Annotated in this window: 18 protein-coding genes and 1 tRNA gene; 10 read left to right on the top strand and 9 right to left on the bottom strand. The window is 42.0% G+C overall.

Going from position 1 to position 18,741, the window contains the following annotated elements; all coding sequences use genetic code 11:
- Positions 1-34 precede the first annotated feature (34 nt).
- Positions 35-985: an aldo/keto reductase gene (locus AC1XUO_RS27025; RefSeq protein ID WP_483332957.1), complete on the bottom strand. Its 951-nt coding sequence runs from the start codon at positions 983-985 to the stop codon at positions 35-37.
- A gap of 100 nt (positions 986-1,085) precedes the next feature.
- Between AC1XUO_RS27025 and AC1XUO_RS27020 the strand changes: the two genes are divergently transcribed.
- The 6 genes from AC1XUO_RS27020 to AC1XUO_RS26995 all read left to right on the top strand — a co-directional run bounded on the left by AC1XUO_RS27020 (position 1,086) and on the right by AC1XUO_RS26995 (position 8,576).
- Entirely contained in the window at positions 1,086-1,769 is a 684-nt protein-coding gene (locus AC1XUO_RS27020) for an IclR family transcriptional regulator (RefSeq protein ID WP_483332956.1), read from the top strand.
- 466 nt (positions 1,770-2,235) lie between these two features.
- Positions 2,236-3,006, top strand: a complete 771-nt coding sequence (locus AC1XUO_RS27015; RefSeq protein ID WP_483332955.1) for a T9SS type A sorting domain-containing protein — start codon at positions 2,236-2,238, stop codon at positions 3,004-3,006.
- Between the two features lie 4 nt (positions 3,007-3,010).
- Positions 3,011-3,844 (top strand): hypothetical protein, encoded by an 834-nt coding sequence (locus tag AC1XUO_RS27010; RefSeq protein ID WP_483332954.1) that lies wholly within the window; start codon positions 3,011-3,013, stop codon positions 3,842-3,844.
- 683 nt (positions 3,845-4,527) lie between these two features.
- Positions 4,528-4,923 (top strand): hypothetical protein, encoded by a 396-nt coding sequence (locus AC1XUO_RS27005; RefSeq protein WP_483332953.1) that lies wholly within the window; start codon positions 4,528-4,530, stop codon positions 4,921-4,923.
- 121 nt (positions 4,924-5,044) lie between these two features.
- Positions 5,045-7,408, top strand: a complete 2,364-nt coding sequence (locus AC1XUO_RS27000) for a TonB-dependent siderophore receptor (RefSeq protein ID WP_483332952.1) — start codon at positions 5,045-5,047, stop codon at positions 7,406-7,408.
- A 28-nt stretch (positions 7,409-7,436) separates the two neighbouring features.
- A complete protein-coding gene (locus AC1XUO_RS26995; protein WP_483332951.1) occupies positions 7,437-8,576 on the top strand; it encodes a PepSY-associated TM helix domain-containing protein in 1,140 nt (379 codons plus the stop codon).
- A gap of 12 nt (positions 8,577-8,588) precedes the next feature.
- Here AC1XUO_RS26995 and AC1XUO_RS26990 read toward each other — a convergent pair whose 3' ends face one another.
- On the bottom strand, positions 8,589-8,810 hold the full coding sequence (locus AC1XUO_RS26990) for a helix-turn-helix domain-containing protein (RefSeq protein WP_483332950.1): 222 nt from the start codon (positions 8,808-8,810) through the stop codon (positions 8,589-8,591).
- 409 nt (positions 8,811-9,219) lie between these two features.
- Here AC1XUO_RS26990 and AC1XUO_RS26985 point away from each other — a divergent pair, with 409 nt between their 5' ends.
- From AC1XUO_RS26985 to AC1XUO_RS26970, 4 genes are all read left to right on the top strand, one after another.
- Positions 9,220-9,492 carry a hypothetical protein gene (locus AC1XUO_RS26985; RefSeq protein WP_483332949.1) on the top strand — a complete coding sequence of 91 codons (273 nt, stop codon included), beginning with the start codon at positions 9,220-9,222 and terminating at the stop codon, positions 9,490-9,492.
- 75 nt (positions 9,493-9,567) lie between these two features.
- Positions 9,568-9,774, top strand: coding sequence for a hypothetical protein (locus tag AC1XUO_RS26980; RefSeq protein WP_483332948.1), 207 nt, complete (start codon positions 9,568-9,570; stop codon positions 9,772-9,774).
- Complete coding sequence (locus AC1XUO_RS26975; protein WP_483333014.1) at positions 9,750-9,830, top strand: hypothetical protein; 81 nt, start codon at positions 9,750-9,752, stop codon at positions 9,828-9,830. The genes AC1XUO_RS26980 and AC1XUO_RS26975 overlap by 25 nt, the downstream gene beginning before the upstream one ends.
- A 26-nt stretch (positions 9,831-9,856) precedes the next feature.
- On the top strand, positions 9,857-10,327 hold the full coding sequence (locus AC1XUO_RS26970) for a S41 family peptidase (protein ID WP_483332947.1): 471 nt from the start codon (positions 9,857-9,859) through the stop codon (positions 10,325-10,327).
- A gap of 457 nt (positions 10,328-10,784) precedes the next feature.
- Here AC1XUO_RS26970 and AC1XUO_RS26965 read toward each other — a convergent pair whose 3' ends face one another.
- From AC1XUO_RS26965 to AC1XUO_RS26935, 7 genes are all read right to left on the bottom strand, one after another.
- A complete protein-coding gene (locus tag AC1XUO_RS26965; RefSeq protein ID WP_483332946.1) occupies positions 10,785-12,725 on the bottom strand; it encodes an LTA synthase family protein in 1,941 nt (646 codons plus the stop codon).
- Between the two features lie 441 nt (positions 12,726-13,166).
- Positions 13,167-13,253 (bottom strand) — tRNA-Ser (locus tag AC1XUO_RS26960).
- A 182-nt stretch (positions 13,254-13,435) separates the two neighbouring features.
- On the bottom strand, positions 13,436-14,509 hold the full coding sequence (locus AC1XUO_RS26955) for an asparaginase (RefSeq protein WP_483332945.1): 1,074 nt from the start codon (positions 14,507-14,509) through the stop codon (positions 13,436-13,438).
- 26 nt (positions 14,510-14,535) lie between these two features.
- Positions 14,536-15,303, bottom strand: a complete 768-nt coding sequence (locus AC1XUO_RS26950) for a TatD family hydrolase (RefSeq protein ID WP_483333013.1) — start codon at positions 15,301-15,303, stop codon at positions 14,536-14,538.
- 27 nt (positions 15,304-15,330) lie between these two features.
- Positions 15,331-16,332 carry a glycosyltransferase gene (locus tag AC1XUO_RS26945; protein ID WP_483332944.1) on the bottom strand — a complete coding sequence of 334 codons (1,002 nt, stop codon included), beginning with the start codon at positions 16,330-16,332 and terminating at the stop codon, positions 15,331-15,333.
- 53 nt (positions 16,333-16,385) lie between these two features.
- Complete coding sequence (locus AC1XUO_RS26940; RefSeq protein ID WP_483332943.1) at positions 16,386-17,009, bottom strand: polysaccharide deacetylase family protein; 624 nt, start codon at positions 17,007-17,009, stop codon at positions 16,386-16,388.
- Positions 17,010-17,171: 162 nt separating this feature from the next.
- Positions 17,172-18,680 carry a glutamate synthase subunit beta gene (locus AC1XUO_RS26935; protein WP_483332942.1) on the bottom strand — a complete coding sequence of 503 codons (1,509 nt, stop codon included), beginning with the start codon at positions 18,678-18,680 and terminating at the stop codon, positions 17,172-17,174.
- Positions 18,681-18,741 lie beyond the last annotated feature (61 nt).

Raw genomic sequence — 18,741 nt, 5'->3', positions numbered from 1 at the left:
TTAATACAATATGCCGGATTTGACTTTCAACTTTTTAAAAGGTGCTTGCCTTTCCCAGAATTTCCAAATCGCTGCTATCCAAAATGATATTTGGTGCATCAACTAAAACAGCCAGCTGTTCCTTTGAAGTTGCACTTACAATCGGCGCAACTACATTTGGTTGATTAAGCAGCCAGGCCAATGCAATGGTAGCTGGCTTTGTATCATGTTTGGCAGATACCTTGTCCAGCGCTGATAAAATACCTAAACCTTTTTCGTTCAGATATTGATTTGCGCCACCACCACGCGGACTTTTTCCAAGATCATCTGCTGAACGGTATTTTCCTGTCAAAAATCCGGAAGCAAGCGAATAATAGGGAAGGACCGACAAGTTATATTTACCCATTAACGGTGCGTAGGTTGTTTCAAATTCGCTTCTTTCGATCAGGTTATAATGGGGCTGATATACTTCATAGGCAGGAATTCCCTGTTTTTTGGCGTATTCCATAGAAGCGACAAGGTTTTCAACGCTCAAATTAGATGCGCCGATATGCCGTACTTTTCCTTCTTTTACCAGCAGGTGATGTGCTTCCATCGTTTCTTCTACCGGCGTTTTTCCATCATCGATGTGGGTGTAGTACAGATCGATATAATCTGTTTTTAAGCGCAGTAAGGATTCTTCTACTGATTTGATGATAATTTCCCTGCTGATATCCGCTGGTCTTTCATTGTTTTGAAAACCGACTTTGGTGGCGATAACCATGTCCTGGCGGTTTCCCCGCTCTTTCAGCCATTTGCCGATGATCGCTTCGGATTCTCCGCCCTTGTTGCCTGGCACCCAAAAAGAGTAGGTGTCCGCGGTATCTATAAAATTAAAACCTGCTTCTGCGAAGGCATCTAAAATATCAAAAGACTCTTTCTCATTCAATGTCCATCCAAATACATTGCCACCAAAATTAATTGGGGCTACCTGTAACCCTGTTGTTCCTAATGTTACTTTTTTCATTTTTAAATATTTTACTTATTGTTTCAAAATTGCTGTTATTTTGGAAATAATCAGGCATGATCGATTGCTAAATGTTTAAAAATTCAATATAGTTGAACAAATGATTCAATCCGTTAAAAGAACATTCGATATTCTGGAATACATAGCGGCCAACGGGAACACTGTCCGGTTAAACGATATCGCTCAGGCGTTGGGTCTTCAAAAGACAACGGTGCATAATTTCCTGGCCGGTCTCAAAGAATTAGGTTATGTTGAACAGGATGAGTTAACCCCTCGTTACCGGATAACCTCTAAAATTCGCCATCTGGACTTTTCTGATATTCCTTATCAAAAATTACGTGCCGATTTACGGCCAGTGATGGAAAAACTTACCGCCGAAAGCGGGGAAACGTCGTTTATGGCGATACAGATGGGCAGTTATTTTCGGTACGAATGGAAATGCGAACCCAACAGGTCGTTACGGATTTCTCTTGAACTGGGAAAAGAATTTGAGATGAAACACACAGCAATAGGAAAGGTATTTATGGCCTATTCGCCGCATTTATCGAATAGTATTTACAAAGGAGAAAGCGAAATAAAACAGCAGGAAGCCCAAATGCAGGATGTACTCAAAAGGGGTTATGCCATGGACCTGGAAGAATATGAAAAAGAACTGAATTGCATAGCTGTTCCTTATTTTTATAAGGACAGGATTATTTCGGTTATTGGACTGTCAGGTCCGGCACACAGGTTTGGTAAAAGTAAAATGGAGGCGATGGCTGATTTTGTTAAAAGCATGATTTAGGATCGGAACCGTTTTCATTTTGTCTCTTTTTCACAACCTCCCCTGAGTCTATATATTCGTCCAAAATTCCGTTTAACCGCCAGGGCAGGATAGCATTGGATGAGATGATCTTTTTGGTTTTCCTGCCTGATAAGATTGCTAATATATTTTCCACTGAATACCCTTATTCACCCAACATATCGGTAAGGCTGGAGTAAATAAATATTAAGTCTTCATGCAGATAGAAAAGTCCACAAGGAACTTGTCAATTCCGTTATGGATCCTACCTGAATTAAAGTTTTAATGCATCGTTGATATAACGCTGTTCCTGATTTCAGAGTATCAGATAGTGACTAAGTATCATAATCTGGTGATTGTGTACATTCGAATGCAACACCTGTTCAATTTATTCATTTGAATATAATTATTTGTAGAATTTTTATGTTAATATTGTAGAATTACTTAATCTAGTCATAAATATTAAACATTGGAACTTATCGAAACAAATTTTTACCATCACATCCGCGCAGGCTGTCTCATCATTCTTACAGCCGTTTTTGCCCAATCTGTATATGCTCAGGCAATTATAGATCCAGCAGGTGGTGAAGCAACCGGGCCTGGAGGCTCGGTCAGCTATTCAATTGGGCAGGTTGTATATACCTTCAATGTAGCGGCAGAAGGTACGGAAAATCAAGGTGTTCAGCAGCCATTTGAATTCGTCGTGCTACCGGTCCGTCTGGTATACTTTGATGCAAAGGTGGAAAACGGGCTTGTCCAGGTACGCTGGGAAACTGCGGCCGAGGAGAATAGTAATTTCTTTACGGTCGAAAAAAGTAAGAATGGCGTTGCTTTTGAGCAGGCAACAATCGTGAATGCTTCCGGTAATAGTAATTCGCGCAAAATTTATAGCTGGACCGATACTGCTCCCTACGAAGGCGTTAGTTATTACCGCCTCAAGCAGACTGATTATGATAATTCGTATGCCTACTCAAATATGAAATCTGTTAGCCTAAAAGCAAGCGCTGTTCTGGCTGAGATTTATCCGAATCCGGTGAATGAATTTCTTTTCATAAAGGAAGGCAATCCAGGTTTGAACAGGTCCTATCAAATATTTGACATTAATGGGAGGTTGATAGATGCGAAAAACCTCTCGGCTGGCGAAAGAAAAATCGATATGTCCCACCTTTCTTCCAACCTGTATCTGATTCAATATAATAAAGACAACGAAGTAAAAAAATTTAAAATCATAAAAAATTAAAACTATGTCATCACTACTACAAAAGGCTGGTGCAGTGTTAGCAATAATACTCTTCGTGAGTCTTTCGCTATTCGCTCAGGTACCGGAAAAAATGACCTATCAGGCAGTAATCAGGAACGCCGGGGGAACGCTGGTGATCACTACTACAATTGGTTTGAAAATCAGTATTTTACAGGGAACTGTTTCAGGAACGGCTGTTTATACAGAGACACATGCACCTACAACCAATGCCAACGGCCTTGTGAGTGTGGCAGTCGGAACGGGAACAGGCGCAACAGGCTCATTTTCTGGAATCCATTGGGGGGCGGGTCCATATTTTATCAAAACGGAAATAGATCCTGACGGGGGAGCTGACTACACCGTAATGGGGACGACAGAATTGCTGAGTGTTCCTTATGCCCTGTACGCCAAGACATCCGGTAGTGTGGCTGGAACGTATGCCTATATTTACAACGAAGCAGCTCAGGTAGTCCCGATCGAAGCTGATGTTACGTTTAGCAATAATGGCATTGCAACCGGCGAAATTCTCCATACACCAGGCTCCCAAATTATTGTTTTAGGCGGCGCCGGTGTGTATGAGGTGACGTTCAATATCTCTGGCGTAGAGCCTAATCAGTTTGCCCTGTTTCAAAATGGTGCTCCTGTTCCGGGTTCAACATTTGGTTCAGGGGCTGGCACACAATTAAATACTGGAACTGTATTACTTGTTGCTTCTGCCGGAGATATACTGTCGCTAAGAAACCATACGAGCGCTGCGGCAGTCACGCTACAAAACTTGGCAGGTGGAATGCAATTCAACGTAAATGCTTCAATGGTCATAAAAAAACTGGACAACTAGATTTCTGTCATTCTGATACAGGCAATTCCATCCACCCAGGATTTACGCCAAAGCGGGAGTGAAAAGAACGATCGTTAATGCAGCTGCCTTTAACTTTATCCGTTGCTGAAAACAGTCAGGACTTTCATACGATTCTTTAATGAAAACGAGGGATATTGGAACTTGGGGACGATTACAGGATATAAGCAATAAAAAGGTTTTATGGCAAGGCACTGATCCGGTTGGTGCTAATGGGTAAAACAACAGCGGTACTTATGGTATAGTCAATCATGATCTACCATAAAACAGTAAATAACTCTTTAAATAGCAGTCGTCGATAACTCATGGCTGATAATAAGTTTGATTCCTTCAAGTTAGTCGGTGGCACCTTTCTTAGCCAGCAGTTGGGCCACCGAATTTCTATTGAGATCGACCTATTTACGGACGCTCCAGGCGGAGATTGAATTCATCGAACAATGTCTCAGGTAAACTTTTCCTTATGGAGACCATCTAGCAAACGAGATGCCTGTGACAGGAAAATCCAGTACCCTCTGAAATAACCGCGCTAACTCAGTTAGGTGAGTTCTTTTATACTGATGTATATAAAGTGCACTATTAAGAGGTAAACCGGTTATAAAATTCGAAACTTTGGCACTTAAATTCGTATGACAAGATAATTCATACCTATATTTGTCACAGAATCGATGCGCACAGTTATTATCTATATATGGCTTTTTACTACAATCCTGCCGACCTTTAGTCAGTGGGGTACAATCGCCTATTATCAGATTAACAAGGAATATATAACCCGGGTACTTTGCATTAACCGGGAGAAACCGCAGCTGAACTGTAATGGTCGATGCTATCTGGCTAAAAAACTGAAATCGCAACAGGAAAAAAAGGATCAGCAAACCAGCGAGCAGGTTCAAAACATTCCTTCACTTCAGCTTTTTGCTTCTCCGGTTACTTCATTCGCTTTTTTAACAGCGAATTTTTTACAAAATCAGCGGCTTGCCTTCTGCTATCAGCTGGGAACTTATCAAGCGCCGCTTTCCATAGTAATTCCACCACCTTGTTTGTCGTTGGTTTCAACTTTCTGATTGGCTGACCATAGCCTATGACCCATCCGTTTTACGGGTGTTATATCCTTATTTGTATTAAGACATCAATTCGTACCCTTTCAAAAGTGAATAGGGGGTACTTATTATTTTATCATTTCTAATGAAAATCAAGTATCTATTTCTGTTGTTTTTTATTGTAAGTAACTGTTTTAGTTCCTTTGCTCAATCCGAGCCAGGTTCCCTTAATGGCCGTATTGTCAATGTTGAGCAGCAGCCCATTATCGGCGCATCTATCACTTTACAGAACACCAGTCTGGGAACCGTTACGGATTCCAAAGGTCAGTTCAGCCTGACGGGCATCACACCCGGATCTTATATTTTATCTGTTTCAAATGTAGGTTATACTGCTTACAGCCAAAGTCTTCGTATTTCGAAAGGGAAAAACCCTTTTCTTGACCTGCAGCTTTCAGAAAGCAAGCAGGAGTTGGAGGAGGTTGTGGTAAGTACGGCTAAAAACCGCTATCAGGTACTGAATTCCAATGCATCAACCCGGACCAATACCCCGCTTCTCTCCACACCCCAATCCGTGCAGGTCATGTCTTCACAGGTTCTCCGTGACCGCCAGGCATTCACTTTGAATGAGATTGCTGGCTCCTTCACCGGCATGAAGGCCAACAACGGAAACGGTAATTTTCAGATACGCGGCTTCACGGCATATTCGCCCAATGATGCCAGTTTTCTGCTATATAATGGTATTCGCGGGAATCTTTTCCTTTGGAGTCAGCAACCTTTGCTCTATAATATTGAATCGGTAGAGCTTCTCAGAGGTCCCTCGGGTGCGTTGTTTAGTGAAGGTTCTCCGGGTGGCGTGGTTAATTTCGTTACGAAAAAGCCTTTGTCGGAAAAGCGGGCCAGCGTGGATCTTTCATTGGGCAGCTGGGGTTTTGGACGTACGTCGGTGGATTTCACCGGGCCGGTTGGAGGTCAGAAAAAGCTTTTGTACCGGGCGATTGCCGGTTATGACCGATCAGAGAGTTTCCGGGATTATCAGAAAAAACAAAATCTTTTTCTTGCCCCATCGCTAACTTATCTCTTTAACCGAAAGACTTCGTTAAACCTCGAACTGAATTACGCTTATCAAAAGGCGGTTCATCAATACGACAACGGAAGTTTTATATACACCAGACCCGATGGTAGTTTTGATTTTAACTATTATCCTGACAACCTGACGATCCAAAGTCCGACGGATTACGGCAAAACGCACAATGCATCCGCTACATTAACCTTTGACCATCAGATCGGTGACAACCTGAAACTCACGGTCGTGGAGCGGGCAGTGCGTAACAAGCTGGATTTTACCGATCACATACCGGTGGGAAGGATCCGCAATGATAGTATCAGCCGGGGATATCAGGATTGGCTTACCGACAGGTTCAGTCTGCAAACGACTGCATTTGCCACTTACAGCACAAAAACAGGGCCGGTTGGCCACCAGATTATTGTGGGTACAGATTATAACCGCTACGGCTGGACGCAAAATGACTATCAATATAAATCTTCTACCCGCATTTCTATTTTGAATCCGAATTATGCGGGCAGTGTTCCTGAGGCTTCCGTCCCGGCAGACGAATCCGATGACAACAAGCGCATTACCAACCTGATCGGCGGCTATATTCAGGATCAGGTAAGTGTTGGTAAATTAAAAGTGCTGCTATCGCTGCGTTATGACAGTTACAACGGAAAGGAAACGCCATTATCTGACCGCGACAACAAGCAGGGTGACGAGCTGCAGGCTTCGGGATGGATTCCCAGGATCGGCCTGGTGTATTTGCCAATGAAGAATTTATCCGTTTATGGTACTTATCTGAAATCATTCAATCCTCAGACTTCCAATAATGTGCTGGCTGGCGGACCTTTCCCGACCCGGCAGGCAACCCAGTACGAAATGGGTTCGAAAGCTGATCTTTTCAGTAGCCGGTTGTCGGCCACAGTATCATTGTATCAGATCAACTACGCCAACATTCTCACCGCCGCACCCACAGAGGAAAATTCTCACCGGCAGGCAGCGATCGACGGTACGCGTAGCCGTGGAGGTGAGTTTTCTGTAACGGGTAATCTGAATGCGCTTAGCCTGATCGCGGGATATGCATTTAATGAACACGTACTGGTAAGTACGAGCAATTATGGAAAAAAAGGTGACCGTTTTGCCAATGCGCCGAAACATCAGATCAACTTCTGGGGCAAGTACGCGCTTTCAGGAGTGCTTAAAGGGTTTGGTCTGGCCGCAGGGGTGCGTTATGTGAGCGACCAGGTGGGTTTGCTGACCAACCAGAATTTTATCTTTCCGTCTTACACGATTCTGGATGCGGCGCTTTCTTATCAGCGGAACAGATTTCAGGTTCAGCTCAACGCGTATAACCTGACCAATAAACACTATTTCACCGGAAGCCGGTCGGGCGTGACACTGGCCGGATTGGGCGATCCGCTGAATGTGAGGGTAGGGGTTAGCTATCAGCTCTGGTAATTCATATTTGTTAATGATCAGGATATACATGAAAAAATCATCACTCAGCCGAAAGCTTTTCAAGCTGCATAGCTGGCTTGGCTTGTTTACCGGTATATTTTTGATCCTGCTTGGATTGAGCGGCTCCGTTCTGGTTTTCAGAACGGAGCTGGATCATTTTTTCAACCAGGATTTACTCCACGTTTCACATGCACAGACCAGGGTTCCCGATCAGGTCCTGCAAAATTGCTACAATAGAATTATCAGCCGGTATCCGAACCTGGACGGGATTGCGTGGGTCAATCCGGATGCCGGGCCGGATGAAGCTTATAATTTCCGGATCTATTTCAATGACACGCGTCTAATGACCTACGATCTGGGGTTGATTTCATTTGATCCATATACCTTCGCAATTCTCAGAGAGGGGCCGGCGAGCCAGTTTACGCCCAGTTTTATCGAATGGCTTTTTCAGTTTCATTTCAGTTTCCAGCTGGGCATGCCGGGGGCTGCATTGACGGCCATTTTTGGGATCACGATGCTGCTTTCGCTGCTTACCGGGGCGGTGGTGTACCGGAAAATGCTTTGGAAAGTGCTGACCTTGCGCGTAAAGATCAACCGGAAAAACTGGCGGACAATAAGCTCCGATTTGCACCGCATCGTGGGTGTGTGGTCTCTGCTTTTAAACGCAATAATTTTCTTTACCGGTTTCTGGATGAATATGTTTGCATTTAAGGCAAAAACCTGGCAGAATGAGCTGGTACCGACCAAACCCAATATGCACATATCTGTTTCAACTGACCGGATGTATCAGCAGGCGCTGCTCGCTATGCCCGATCTGGAGCCTACCTATGTTTACCTGCCGACACAACCAGGCCGTAAGTTCGAGGTACGAGGTTACACTAAAGGGCAGTTAAAATTATGGGGTATCGGGAATTCCGTAAAGGCGGATCAGAAAACCGGAGACATCGTAAAAATTAGCCGTCTGGCAGACAAACCTTTGGGAGAACGTATCGAAGCGACATTTTTTCCTTTACATGTAGGTAATTTTGGCGGGCTTGCGGTCAAGGTACTTTATGTCATCATTGGGCTCACGCCTGGGTTGCTAACTGTTACGGGCTTTCTTCTATGGTGGAGGCGCAGGCGAAAGCATTTAATTCCTGCACAAAAAGATAGAACCACTATTCAATAATGATAAGGACATTTACTGAATCAGGCAATAATCTGGAACACTGGCTAATTCTACGACACTTTCTTTTGTCTGTTCCGGCAGATCGCGCTTTCCTGTGATGCTCATCAGTTTTTCATTTTTGCCTAAACGCTCAGAATCCTTAATACAAATCAGACTTTCCTTTTTTTCAATCAAGCCTTCTTCTGTAAAATCAGTCAGTGTTCGGCTCACAGTTTCGGAGGCAATTCCGTTCATTGAAGTAAGCTCATTGTCAATTAGTTAGCTTTTTCTTGAGATTAATACATTAGATAAGCAGCTAAATGAGGTAGCTCAGGCAGGTGCTGAGCAATCAGCTGAGCTGCCTGTGGTAGCTAAATTCAGCGAGAAGCACGATCTGATCGTAATTGTCTGCAGCAACGAAATTGACTTTAATCATCTTTCAGAAAAGCTTAACCTGGACAAAGCAAAATGTTACAAGTCTTCCAAGATCGGAACTACAAATGTCGTAGTCCTTGATACAATAATTTCATCTAAACTAATTCCGATAAATTTCGCAATTTTCATATCGAGATTGGCTATCAGTTTCATTGCAATTTTAAACTCCCGAAATTATCTATTTTTGTATCTATTTAAAGAGGAGACCATTTTCATAGTAAACCTAATTATGTGCGTTTCGTTTGCAGTAGCCTTAATGGGAATCAAACTCAGAGAAAAGTGGGTGGAGCTACTATTGGGGGCTATCACTACGATGGCACTTGTGCTCGGATATTTGAATACTTCTCCATCAAGTAAGGTTGACGTAATTAAACCACAAAATAGTCATAATGCTACTTTGGAAGGAGAATTCGGAGCCACTGATCACCCAAATTCGGAAATTGAGGGCAGGTTGTTTCGGCTGGAATTGATCAGTTTAAGTAAATGGTTGACAGTTATTTAGCAGACAGCTAGTAATAGTCTGCTGATGGTCAATCTGCCACGGAATCATATGGTTAACACGTCCGAATTCTCCATCATGGACAAAGAGTTTAACGCACGCAAGCAAAAGGAAAGTCAAGCCGCACCGAGTCAGGCACCTTATAGTTTGAAACTGGTGGACAGTTTGAACACAGCCATCATCGACTTCCGAAGTTTTGAGGAAAACCATCTTTTCTGCGTTTTGCTGATTCGACGTTTTCTTTACTTAAAGACGAAAAAGTGGACAAGCTTATCATTGATTTGAGGTCTAATCTGGGAGGGACTCTGAAATTGGCGATGAATTTTTACAATATTTTGTAAAATCTGACTTCAATCAATACTCGAAAGTGGTTACAAAATATAGCCGTCTGCAAAAAGAAAGGTATCAAAACAATTCAAATACGGATCGCAACAGCAGTGCTTATGAAGTGATGATGAATAAGAAAAATGGCAGTATCGAAGTGGAAGAATATCCACTTATCAAAAGAAGGGAACTTGCCAACCGGTTTGATGGCCAACTGTTTGTACTGACAAGTCCTTTTACCTTTTCCTCTGCTGCTGATTTTACCCAGGCGATTCATCATTATAAACTCGGGAAAGTAGTAGGGCAGGAGACAGGCGGACTGATTGTAAGCTTCGGAGATATCATTACCACGCCCCTGGCGGTAACCAACATGGAACTGACCATATCGCACAATTTATATTATAACATGGGCGCTAAGGAGACCGATTTCAGGGGAGTGACTCCGGATCATCAAGTTGAATTCCGGGACGCTTTAAACTTTGCGCTAAATCTAATGAAACTGAAAAATCATTAGTGGGATCATGCCATCTTATTCGACCTGCCCGCTTTGCATCTCTCTTAAAAATTATATGAGCAACCGTGTAATACCGTATATCTAAGGTCCTCAGATAATCCATAATCACTAACCTATCCACCTTGTCGACGGAATTGATGCCATTATATTTCAGATGAAAAAGGAACCTGCTCAGATAATGTTCGCGCTCCCTTATTGTTGTTGACTTTAATCGCAGCGTGGCCAGGTGATCAACAAATTGCTTAACCAGCTCGCTGATTGCGCCGTCAATTTTGATCTGTTCCCGGGATGTTGCTATGGTACCGGTGTCATAAAATTCACATAGTACACTGACAATTTTCACAAAATTCTTGTCTCTTTTGGAAAGTGTAGCGTAATCGAGCTGGCGAAACCGGTCAAGTAAACATTGCCTGACGGGCTCTCTAAAATATTAACTAAGATCAGATTTAGTGGTTTATTACTTCATTAAGTTATTTCTAAACTGATAACTGGCAGTCTGGTACCAGGTAATGGCCTCCTTTGTCAGTTTCTTATTTGGATGGGTTGCCACGGCCGAGCCATCAGCAAAATTAGGGATGACAGATTCCGCAAGCTGCTGAGGTTTTAAAATAATCAGTGTATCATTTTTAAGGTAACCCAGACTTTGGTAAGTACTGATAAATGCCCTCTCGCGTCCTTTTTCTAGTTTAAAGATATCGTAGCCAAAGAATTTACTTCTATATGAGAAATTTAGTAAACCCAGAATTGTAGGCCCGAGGTCAATCTGGCTCATCAGCCGATCCACCTTCACAGGCTGTATATTCCCAGGTGAATAAATTAAAAGTGGAATTTTGTACTTATTCACAGGTAAGTCAGTTTTGCCGGCACTTGAAGCGCAATGGTCTGCCACAATGATAAACAAGGTATTTTTAAACCATGTTCTTGATTTGGCCTCCCGGATAAATTTGCCAATAGCGTAATCCGTATATTTCACAGCACCTTCCCGGCTGTTATGAGAGGGAATATCAATGCGGCCGTCCGGGTAAGTATAAGGACGATGATTGGATGTTGTCATAATGTGTGCAAAAACTGGTTTGCTTTTTTTTATTGTTTTTTCAATTTCCTGTATTGCCAGAGTAAAAAGATTTTCATCGGCCACACCCCAGATATTTTCGTAGGCAACATCTTTCTTTTTGATTTTCTTCCTGTCAACTACCTTATAATCATTGTTTTCAAAGAAATAGCCCATGTTATCGAAGTAGCCATAGCCACCATAAATAAACTTGGTTTCATACCCTTTTTTCTTAAAAACTCTTCCCATTGAAAACAGGCCCTCGTTGTGGGGCCTTCTTACAATGGACTGGCCCGGTGTGGGAGGTGTGCCAATCGAAAGGGCCTCCAGACCCCGCACCGTGCGTGTACCTGTTGCATAAAGATTTGTAAAAAGAATACTCTGGCCTGCAAGCGTATCCAGATTGGGAGTTATATTTTGTTTGTTTCCGAAAGTTCCCAAAAAGTCAGCACTTAAACTTTCGACACTAATTAGTACCACGTTCAGTTTTTTTTCCGTTCCGGGGTTGATGATTTCTCTTTCAATACTGAAAGGATTGTGATCGATAAAGTGACTCTCGGGTGTTTGGATTTGCTTCCGAATTGATTTAAAAGCATCGGCATCCTGTATTTTCTGGTAAAACTGTGCATAGTCAAGTTCGTTATTTCTATAAGCGGCGAACAGTTCGTAAAGCCCGTTTCCGGCCAGTTCATTTGCATAAGTGTTTTCAGAAAATTGTTTGATTTTATTATCGAAAAGAAAAAACGTCCCAGTTAATATAAACAGATAGACGAGGAGCCAAAGTGATCTATATCGAAAAGGAAGCGCATTTGCACAGGACCTTCTGATTGCAGGGTGAACTAAATAATTTATTGCAGCAGTTAGCAGAACCAGTATTGTTAAAATAATTTCTACCGGGTAAGACTGGCGGATATTTCCGATGACTTCATTTGTATAAATTAGATAGTCAACTGCGATGAAATTAAATCTTGAACTAAACTCGTCCCAAAACAGCCATTCCGAAACAGCGTTGAATAGCAATCCGAATGTGAAAAGTGAAAAAAGGATGTGAAGGAAACCAAGTTGCCAGTTTTTGCGGATTGTATTACCGGGCGTTAACCATACGTAGATCATTAGAGGTAAGACGACGTATAGGGCATTAATTAGATCATACAAAAGTCCTATGCCAAAAATGCTTAGCAAGTTCAGAAAAGTGTAATCGATACTTGCAGCTGATTTCATAAATAAAGCAATCCTTGTGATTGTGGAAAATAAAATTACCAGTATTGCAAGCAAACCGATGAGCCCGAATGAATGGGCCTTGATCGGATAATGGTTGGCGCTTACGATTTTCTCTTTCAGTTTCATGCGGCTAGGGTAAGGATTTTTGAGGACGAGGGATTATTTAATTATTTGACAGGTCAGCTGTTTCGGATCCGGAAATATGCAGATCTTGTAATAAGAATGTATTAACATCTGAAAGGAATGCATTCTTTACCTCTTAAATGGTTTATCCATCACGCCGCTAAATAGCCAGGAAATGAATTCAGATAGCCTTAAGTAAACCTTAAGATCTTCTTAAGATTTAGATTTGATATTTTGTGATGCAAATTCGCGAAGCCTTGGCGCGGTAAATATTTTCTTGAATGTGAAATCACAATTACGACCTGATAATGCCAGATCTACCGTGTCCCTTCATTTGACAATTTGTCCAACCAATTAAGTATCGAAAGCGGTACAGTTCGAATACATATCAAAATAAAAATCCCTTAATACGTTTTGTATTAAGGGATTTTTATTTTGATATTGTAGAGAGGAAGAGATTCGAACTCTCGATACGGTTACCCGCATACACACTTTCCAGGCGTGCTCCTTCAACCACTCGGACACCTCTCTATTGGGTAATGTGGGTGCAAAGATAGTTTTTTTGACTGTATTATCAAATGAAATACTGCTTTGTAACTTCTTATTTTACAATCAGGATTAAGCCTTGCTGATTGTCAATCCATTAGGTGCTAAGTATAATAGAACCGATAGATTCTAATATCAATTTTTAATTTCAGTACCATTTACAGACCTTAAAGACTCATCTCGCCACAAACAGGATTTGACAGCATATCGACACATTTCGAGTGATCACTTTCTTTTCCAAAAACATACATCATTTTTGTGATGGCCGCTTCGGCAGTTATATCTGAGCCGCTGACTACGCCAACCTGTTTCAAATACCGGCTGGTTTGGTAGTGGCCCTGGGAGACGCGGCCTCCGTCACATTGAGATACATTAAAAATGATAATATTCCGGTCAATGGCGTCTGTTATGGCATCGAGAAACCATTGATCGGTCATCGCATTTCCCGCTCCGTAGGTTTCCATAACGATACCTTTTAAACCGCTAATGTTCAAAATCGAATGTACAACTTGCTTATTAATCCCCGGAAATAATTTGAGAAATGCTACGTTCGTATCAAGCTTATCGCAAATTTTGAGGTTTTTGCTTTGGTCATAAGGTTTAATGAATGGGAAATTCCAGTCGATTCTGACGCCAGCATTGGCAAGGTGCGGGTAGTTTTCGGAGTGAAAAGCATTGAAGTCTGAGCTTTCCTGTTTTTTACTGCGATTTCCACGAAGTAATCGCGAATTGAAATAAATACAAACTTCAGATAGAACGGGATGTCCATCGTCAGTGACGGATGCTGCCAGTTCAAGTGCAGTAATGAAATTTTCACGCGCATCCGATCTTGCTACACCAATGGGTAGCTGCGCACCTGTCAGGATTACGGGTTTATTTAAATCTTCTAACAAAAAACTCAATGCAGAAGCAGTATAGGCCATGGTATCTGTTCCATGCAAAATCACAAAGCTATCATACAATGCATACTGATCGCCAATAATTTTCGCCAGTTCAACCCAGATTTCGGGATTCATGTTGGACGAATCAATCGGTTCATTCAGCGTTAAGAATGTGATTTCGAAGTCCAGCCGGCGAATTTCCGGTACCTTTTCAATCACCTGCTCAAAATTGAAGGGCACCAGCTGTTTTCCTTTTGCTTCAAAAACCATCCCTAATGTTCCTCCTGTATAAATTACCAACACAGAAGCGCGTGGTGGCTCAGGAGAAATAGGGTTGATGTGTACTTTATTGTATGCCATTTACTTAGAAATCGTTTTTGGGAAGGTCAATTGTTTACTGCCAGCATAGACTTAGCGGTTTTCGTCGTCACGTCAATAACTTCCTGTTTTGTAATTTGTTTCAAATCAGCAATGCGCTGTGCTACAAGGTCAATATAAGCAACTTCGTTTCTTTTTCCACGATAGGGAGTCGGGGCGAGGTATGGACTATCGGTTTCCAGTACAAGATTTTCAAGCTCAATAAATGGAAGAACTTTATCCAATCCTCCGTTTTTAAATGTCGAAACGCCACCGATTCCCAGCTTAAATCCTAGTTCGATCGCTTTTTGTGCTTCTTCGAGCGATCCTATGAAGCAGTGAAATATACCGGTCAGCGATGAATCTCCAAATTTTTCGATCAGCGCAACGGTTTCCCAGAAAGCTTCACGACTGTGAATATCAATCCATAAATTATGTTTGCGAGCTAAAAAGCACTGAAATAAAAACGCTTCTTCCTGCTGGGTTTTAAAAGTTTTATCCCAAAATAAGTCCATGCCGATCTCGCCAATGGCTATGAATTTATGCTTACTTAAACATTCTTCTACGATTTGTAATTCTTTTTCAAAACCCTCTTTTACGTAAGTTGGATGCAGACCAATCATTGGCAGACAGCGGTCAGGATATTTCTCAGCCAGCTGCATCATTCCCGGAATCGTGGTATGATCACAATTTGGCATCCAGATCTGTTCTATTCCGTGATCCCAGGCGCGCTGTAACATTTCCGTACGATCCTCGTCGTACTTTTCATCGTAAATATGGGCGTGCGTTTCAATCATCATATTTTTATTTCCTTCAAAATTAATTCAATAAGTTCGATCTTTCCATACCGTTTTACCGGGAATAAGATAAACGACTAACATCAGGCAGCTGATACCGATGAGATAAAACCAGAAAAGTAAGACCGTTTTAAGCAAATCCCATTGTCTTAAAATCACAGTAGCGAGCAACATAATTCCCGTGATGAAGAAATAGTTTGATACCACCATTCGTATACTTCGCAAAGGATCCCAAATGGCGATGACCATAATTCCCGGAATCAGCAGCGCTGAAAAGATAAGACAAATCCGGATGAAGAGCGGTGACTGCATAATTCCTTGCATCCATCTTTTTCGTTGTATAACAAGCTCTTTAAAAGATGACAATGGCTCTGAAATTCCAATAACATCTTTGGTATAGGCCTGTACGAAACCGAATTTTTTATTCGCAATGGCCATGAAAAGCGCGTAATCTTCGACGATTGAGAATCCAATTCCTTCATAGCCTCCCACCGCGTCATAAGCTTTTCTTGTCACTGCCATATTGTTTCCCAGACCGGAAACGGGAATGCCCAGTAAAGAAAAATAGCGCATAAGACTTAATGTAAATATCCACTCAAGGGAAAGAAAATCTGCAAGGAGGTTTCTTTTTTTCATTCTGGTCAAACCAACGACCACCCCGGTATTGTCTTCAAAATGGGCAAGCATTTTTTCAATCCAGTCGGGCGAAACGGCTATGTCTGCATCGCAAAAAAATAAGTATTCCCCGGTGCTGAAATTGGCAAGTTGGGCCAGCACGTTTGCTTTTCCTTTTAAACCGGCTCTCTGATCTGAAATTTTATAGTATTTAAAATACGGTTTGTCTTTTATATATTCCTGAATAATACTGGCGGTGTCATCAGATGAATCGTCGTCACCGATGCAGATTTCTATTTTTTCTTTTGGGAATCCTAATGCTTCGAGAGAGCGTAGGCAGCGTTCAATATTTGCTTCTTCATTCCTGGCGGCCAACAAAATACTTACTAAAACAGGGCTTGATTTGATAGACATAAAGTCTTATTACTGAAACTTGAATATTAGGAACGCAGTGTAATGAAATGCTGCTATAACATCGGCAATGCTTCAAACTGGTATCCGATTTTTTTAAAATGACTCAGATATCTAGGCAAAGCGTATTGCATATTACTGGCAGCTTTCAGGCTGTCGTGAAATAAAACAATCGAGCCAGGACTAGTATGTTTTATGGATTTTTGTAAACAAATTTCCGGCTTTATATTCGGAGAAAAATCACCACTGAGTACATCCCACATGATAATTTCTTTACTGGTTGGAAGTTTTCGTGCCTGGCTTTTCTTCATTCTCCCATACGGCGGACGAAATAAATTTGTCGGAATATTTAGTTGTTTTTCACATAAATCAATATTGGCCAGATATTCTGCATCGTCAGATTTCCATCCATTCATGTGATTAAAGGTATGGTTTCCAACAGAATGTCCGCGCTCTAAAATCTGCCTGAAAATTTCGGGATGTTTGCGTACATTATCTCCGATGCAAAAGAATGTGGCCTTTGCGTTATATTGTCTTAACGTATCGAGGACAAACTCGGTGATATCCGGAATTGGGCCGTCGTCAAAAGTTAAAAAAATTGTTTTGTCCTTTGTGTTGACAGACCACTTATACCGCGGGAACAATGCTTTCAGCCAAAAAGGAGAGTAGTGTAAAAACATTAGTAAGTGTGTTTACCGAGAACCTGACTCGAAAATTTAATCATTCAAATATAGGGACGATCACTGGTAACCCATTGAAATTTGTTTTATCAGAAATTACAACAAAATAAGCCACTCATGACGAGTGGCTTATTCTATCAATATATTTATTTTTCAGAAAGATCAGGCGTGAGCAAAAACCGGGTTCAGCATGGAAACTGCTTTTGCTTCCAGGAATGATTCTCCCATCAGGAACTCATCCACAGCGCGTGCTGCTTCACGACCTTCGCTGATTGCCCATACTACCAAGGATTGTCCTCTGCGGCAGTCACCTGCTGCAAACACTTTCTCATTTGTAGTAGACTGATATCCGTTTGCCTTAATGTTACCACGTTCGTCAAATTCCAATTCAAGGTCTTTCAAAAGTCCGGTTTGTTGCGGATGCAGAAAACCAGCTGCTAAAAGAGCAAGCTCGCAAGGAAGCGTTTGCTCGCTTCCGGCAACTTCTTTCATCTGCATACGACCCGTTTCAGGATCTTTTTGCCAGTCAAGTTCTACTATTTTCAAGCCTGTCAAATTTCCATTTTCGTCATTGACAAAAGACTTTGTATTGATAGACCAGTGTCTTTCGCAACCTTCTTCATGCGACGTGGATGTGCGCAACATCATCGGCCAATTGGGCCAAGGCGTGCTTGTATCGCGGTCTTTTGGCGGAACTGGCATAAGCTCAATCTGCGTTACCGATTTCGCTCCCTGGCGGTTCGAGGTACCCACACAATCAGATCCCGTATCTCCACCACCGATCACAACAACATTTTTGCCGGTGGCAAGAAGTTGTCCGTGTTTGTAGGTCGCACCTTGATGGTCGACTTCCGGGAAAATATCAGCCACACGTTTGTTCTGCTGGCTTAAAAATTCCATTGCAAAATGTACACCTTTCAGATTCCGGCCTTCAATGTTCAGATCTCTTGGAACCGTTGAACCCATAGTCAAAACCACAGCGTCGTAATCATTCAAAAGTTCGTCCGCTTTGATATCCACACCAACATTTACATTGGTAATAAATTCAATACCTTCTTCCTGCATCACAGCAAGACGACGATCGATTACTCTCTTTTCCAGTTTGAAATCAGGAATTCCGTAACGTAGCAGTCCTCCGATTTTATCAGCACGTTCCAATAGAGAAACCGTGTGACCAGCCTGGTTCAACTGATTAGCCGCAGCCATACCAGCCGGACCTGAACCTACAACAGCCACTTTTTTACCTGTACGTTTTTTAGGCAATCTTGGTTTAACAAGATTCAGTTCAAACGCTTTTTCAACAATTGATTTCTCAATAAATTCAATCGCAACAGGTGGTTTATTGATACCCAAAACACAGGATGCTTCGCAAGGTGCAGGGCAAATTCTTCCCGTAAATTCCGGGAAGTTATTGGTCGATATTAATATTTCATAAGCAAGTCCCCAGTTGCCATCATATACGGCGTCGTTAAATTCCGGAATAATGTTTCCGAGCGGACATCCGTTATGGCAAAAAGGAATTCCACAATCCATACAACGTGCGGCTTGTTGCTTAGAGTGCGACTCTACCGGCATCGTCTCTATTTCTTTGTAGTCATGAAGACGCTCCTCAATCGCACGTTTTTTTGGTAATTCCCTTTCAAACTCTATAAATCCGGTTGGCTTTCCCATTCTTATAATTTCCTTATTAATCGTGATTCAATTAGGCTGTATATTTTCTGTGGCGGCCGAA

This window comes from Dyadobacter sp. HNCC25DJ186, assembly GCF_056895235.1.
Note: the sequence above shows the minus strand (reverse complement) of the source record. Positions and strands in the feature narration are given on the sequence as shown.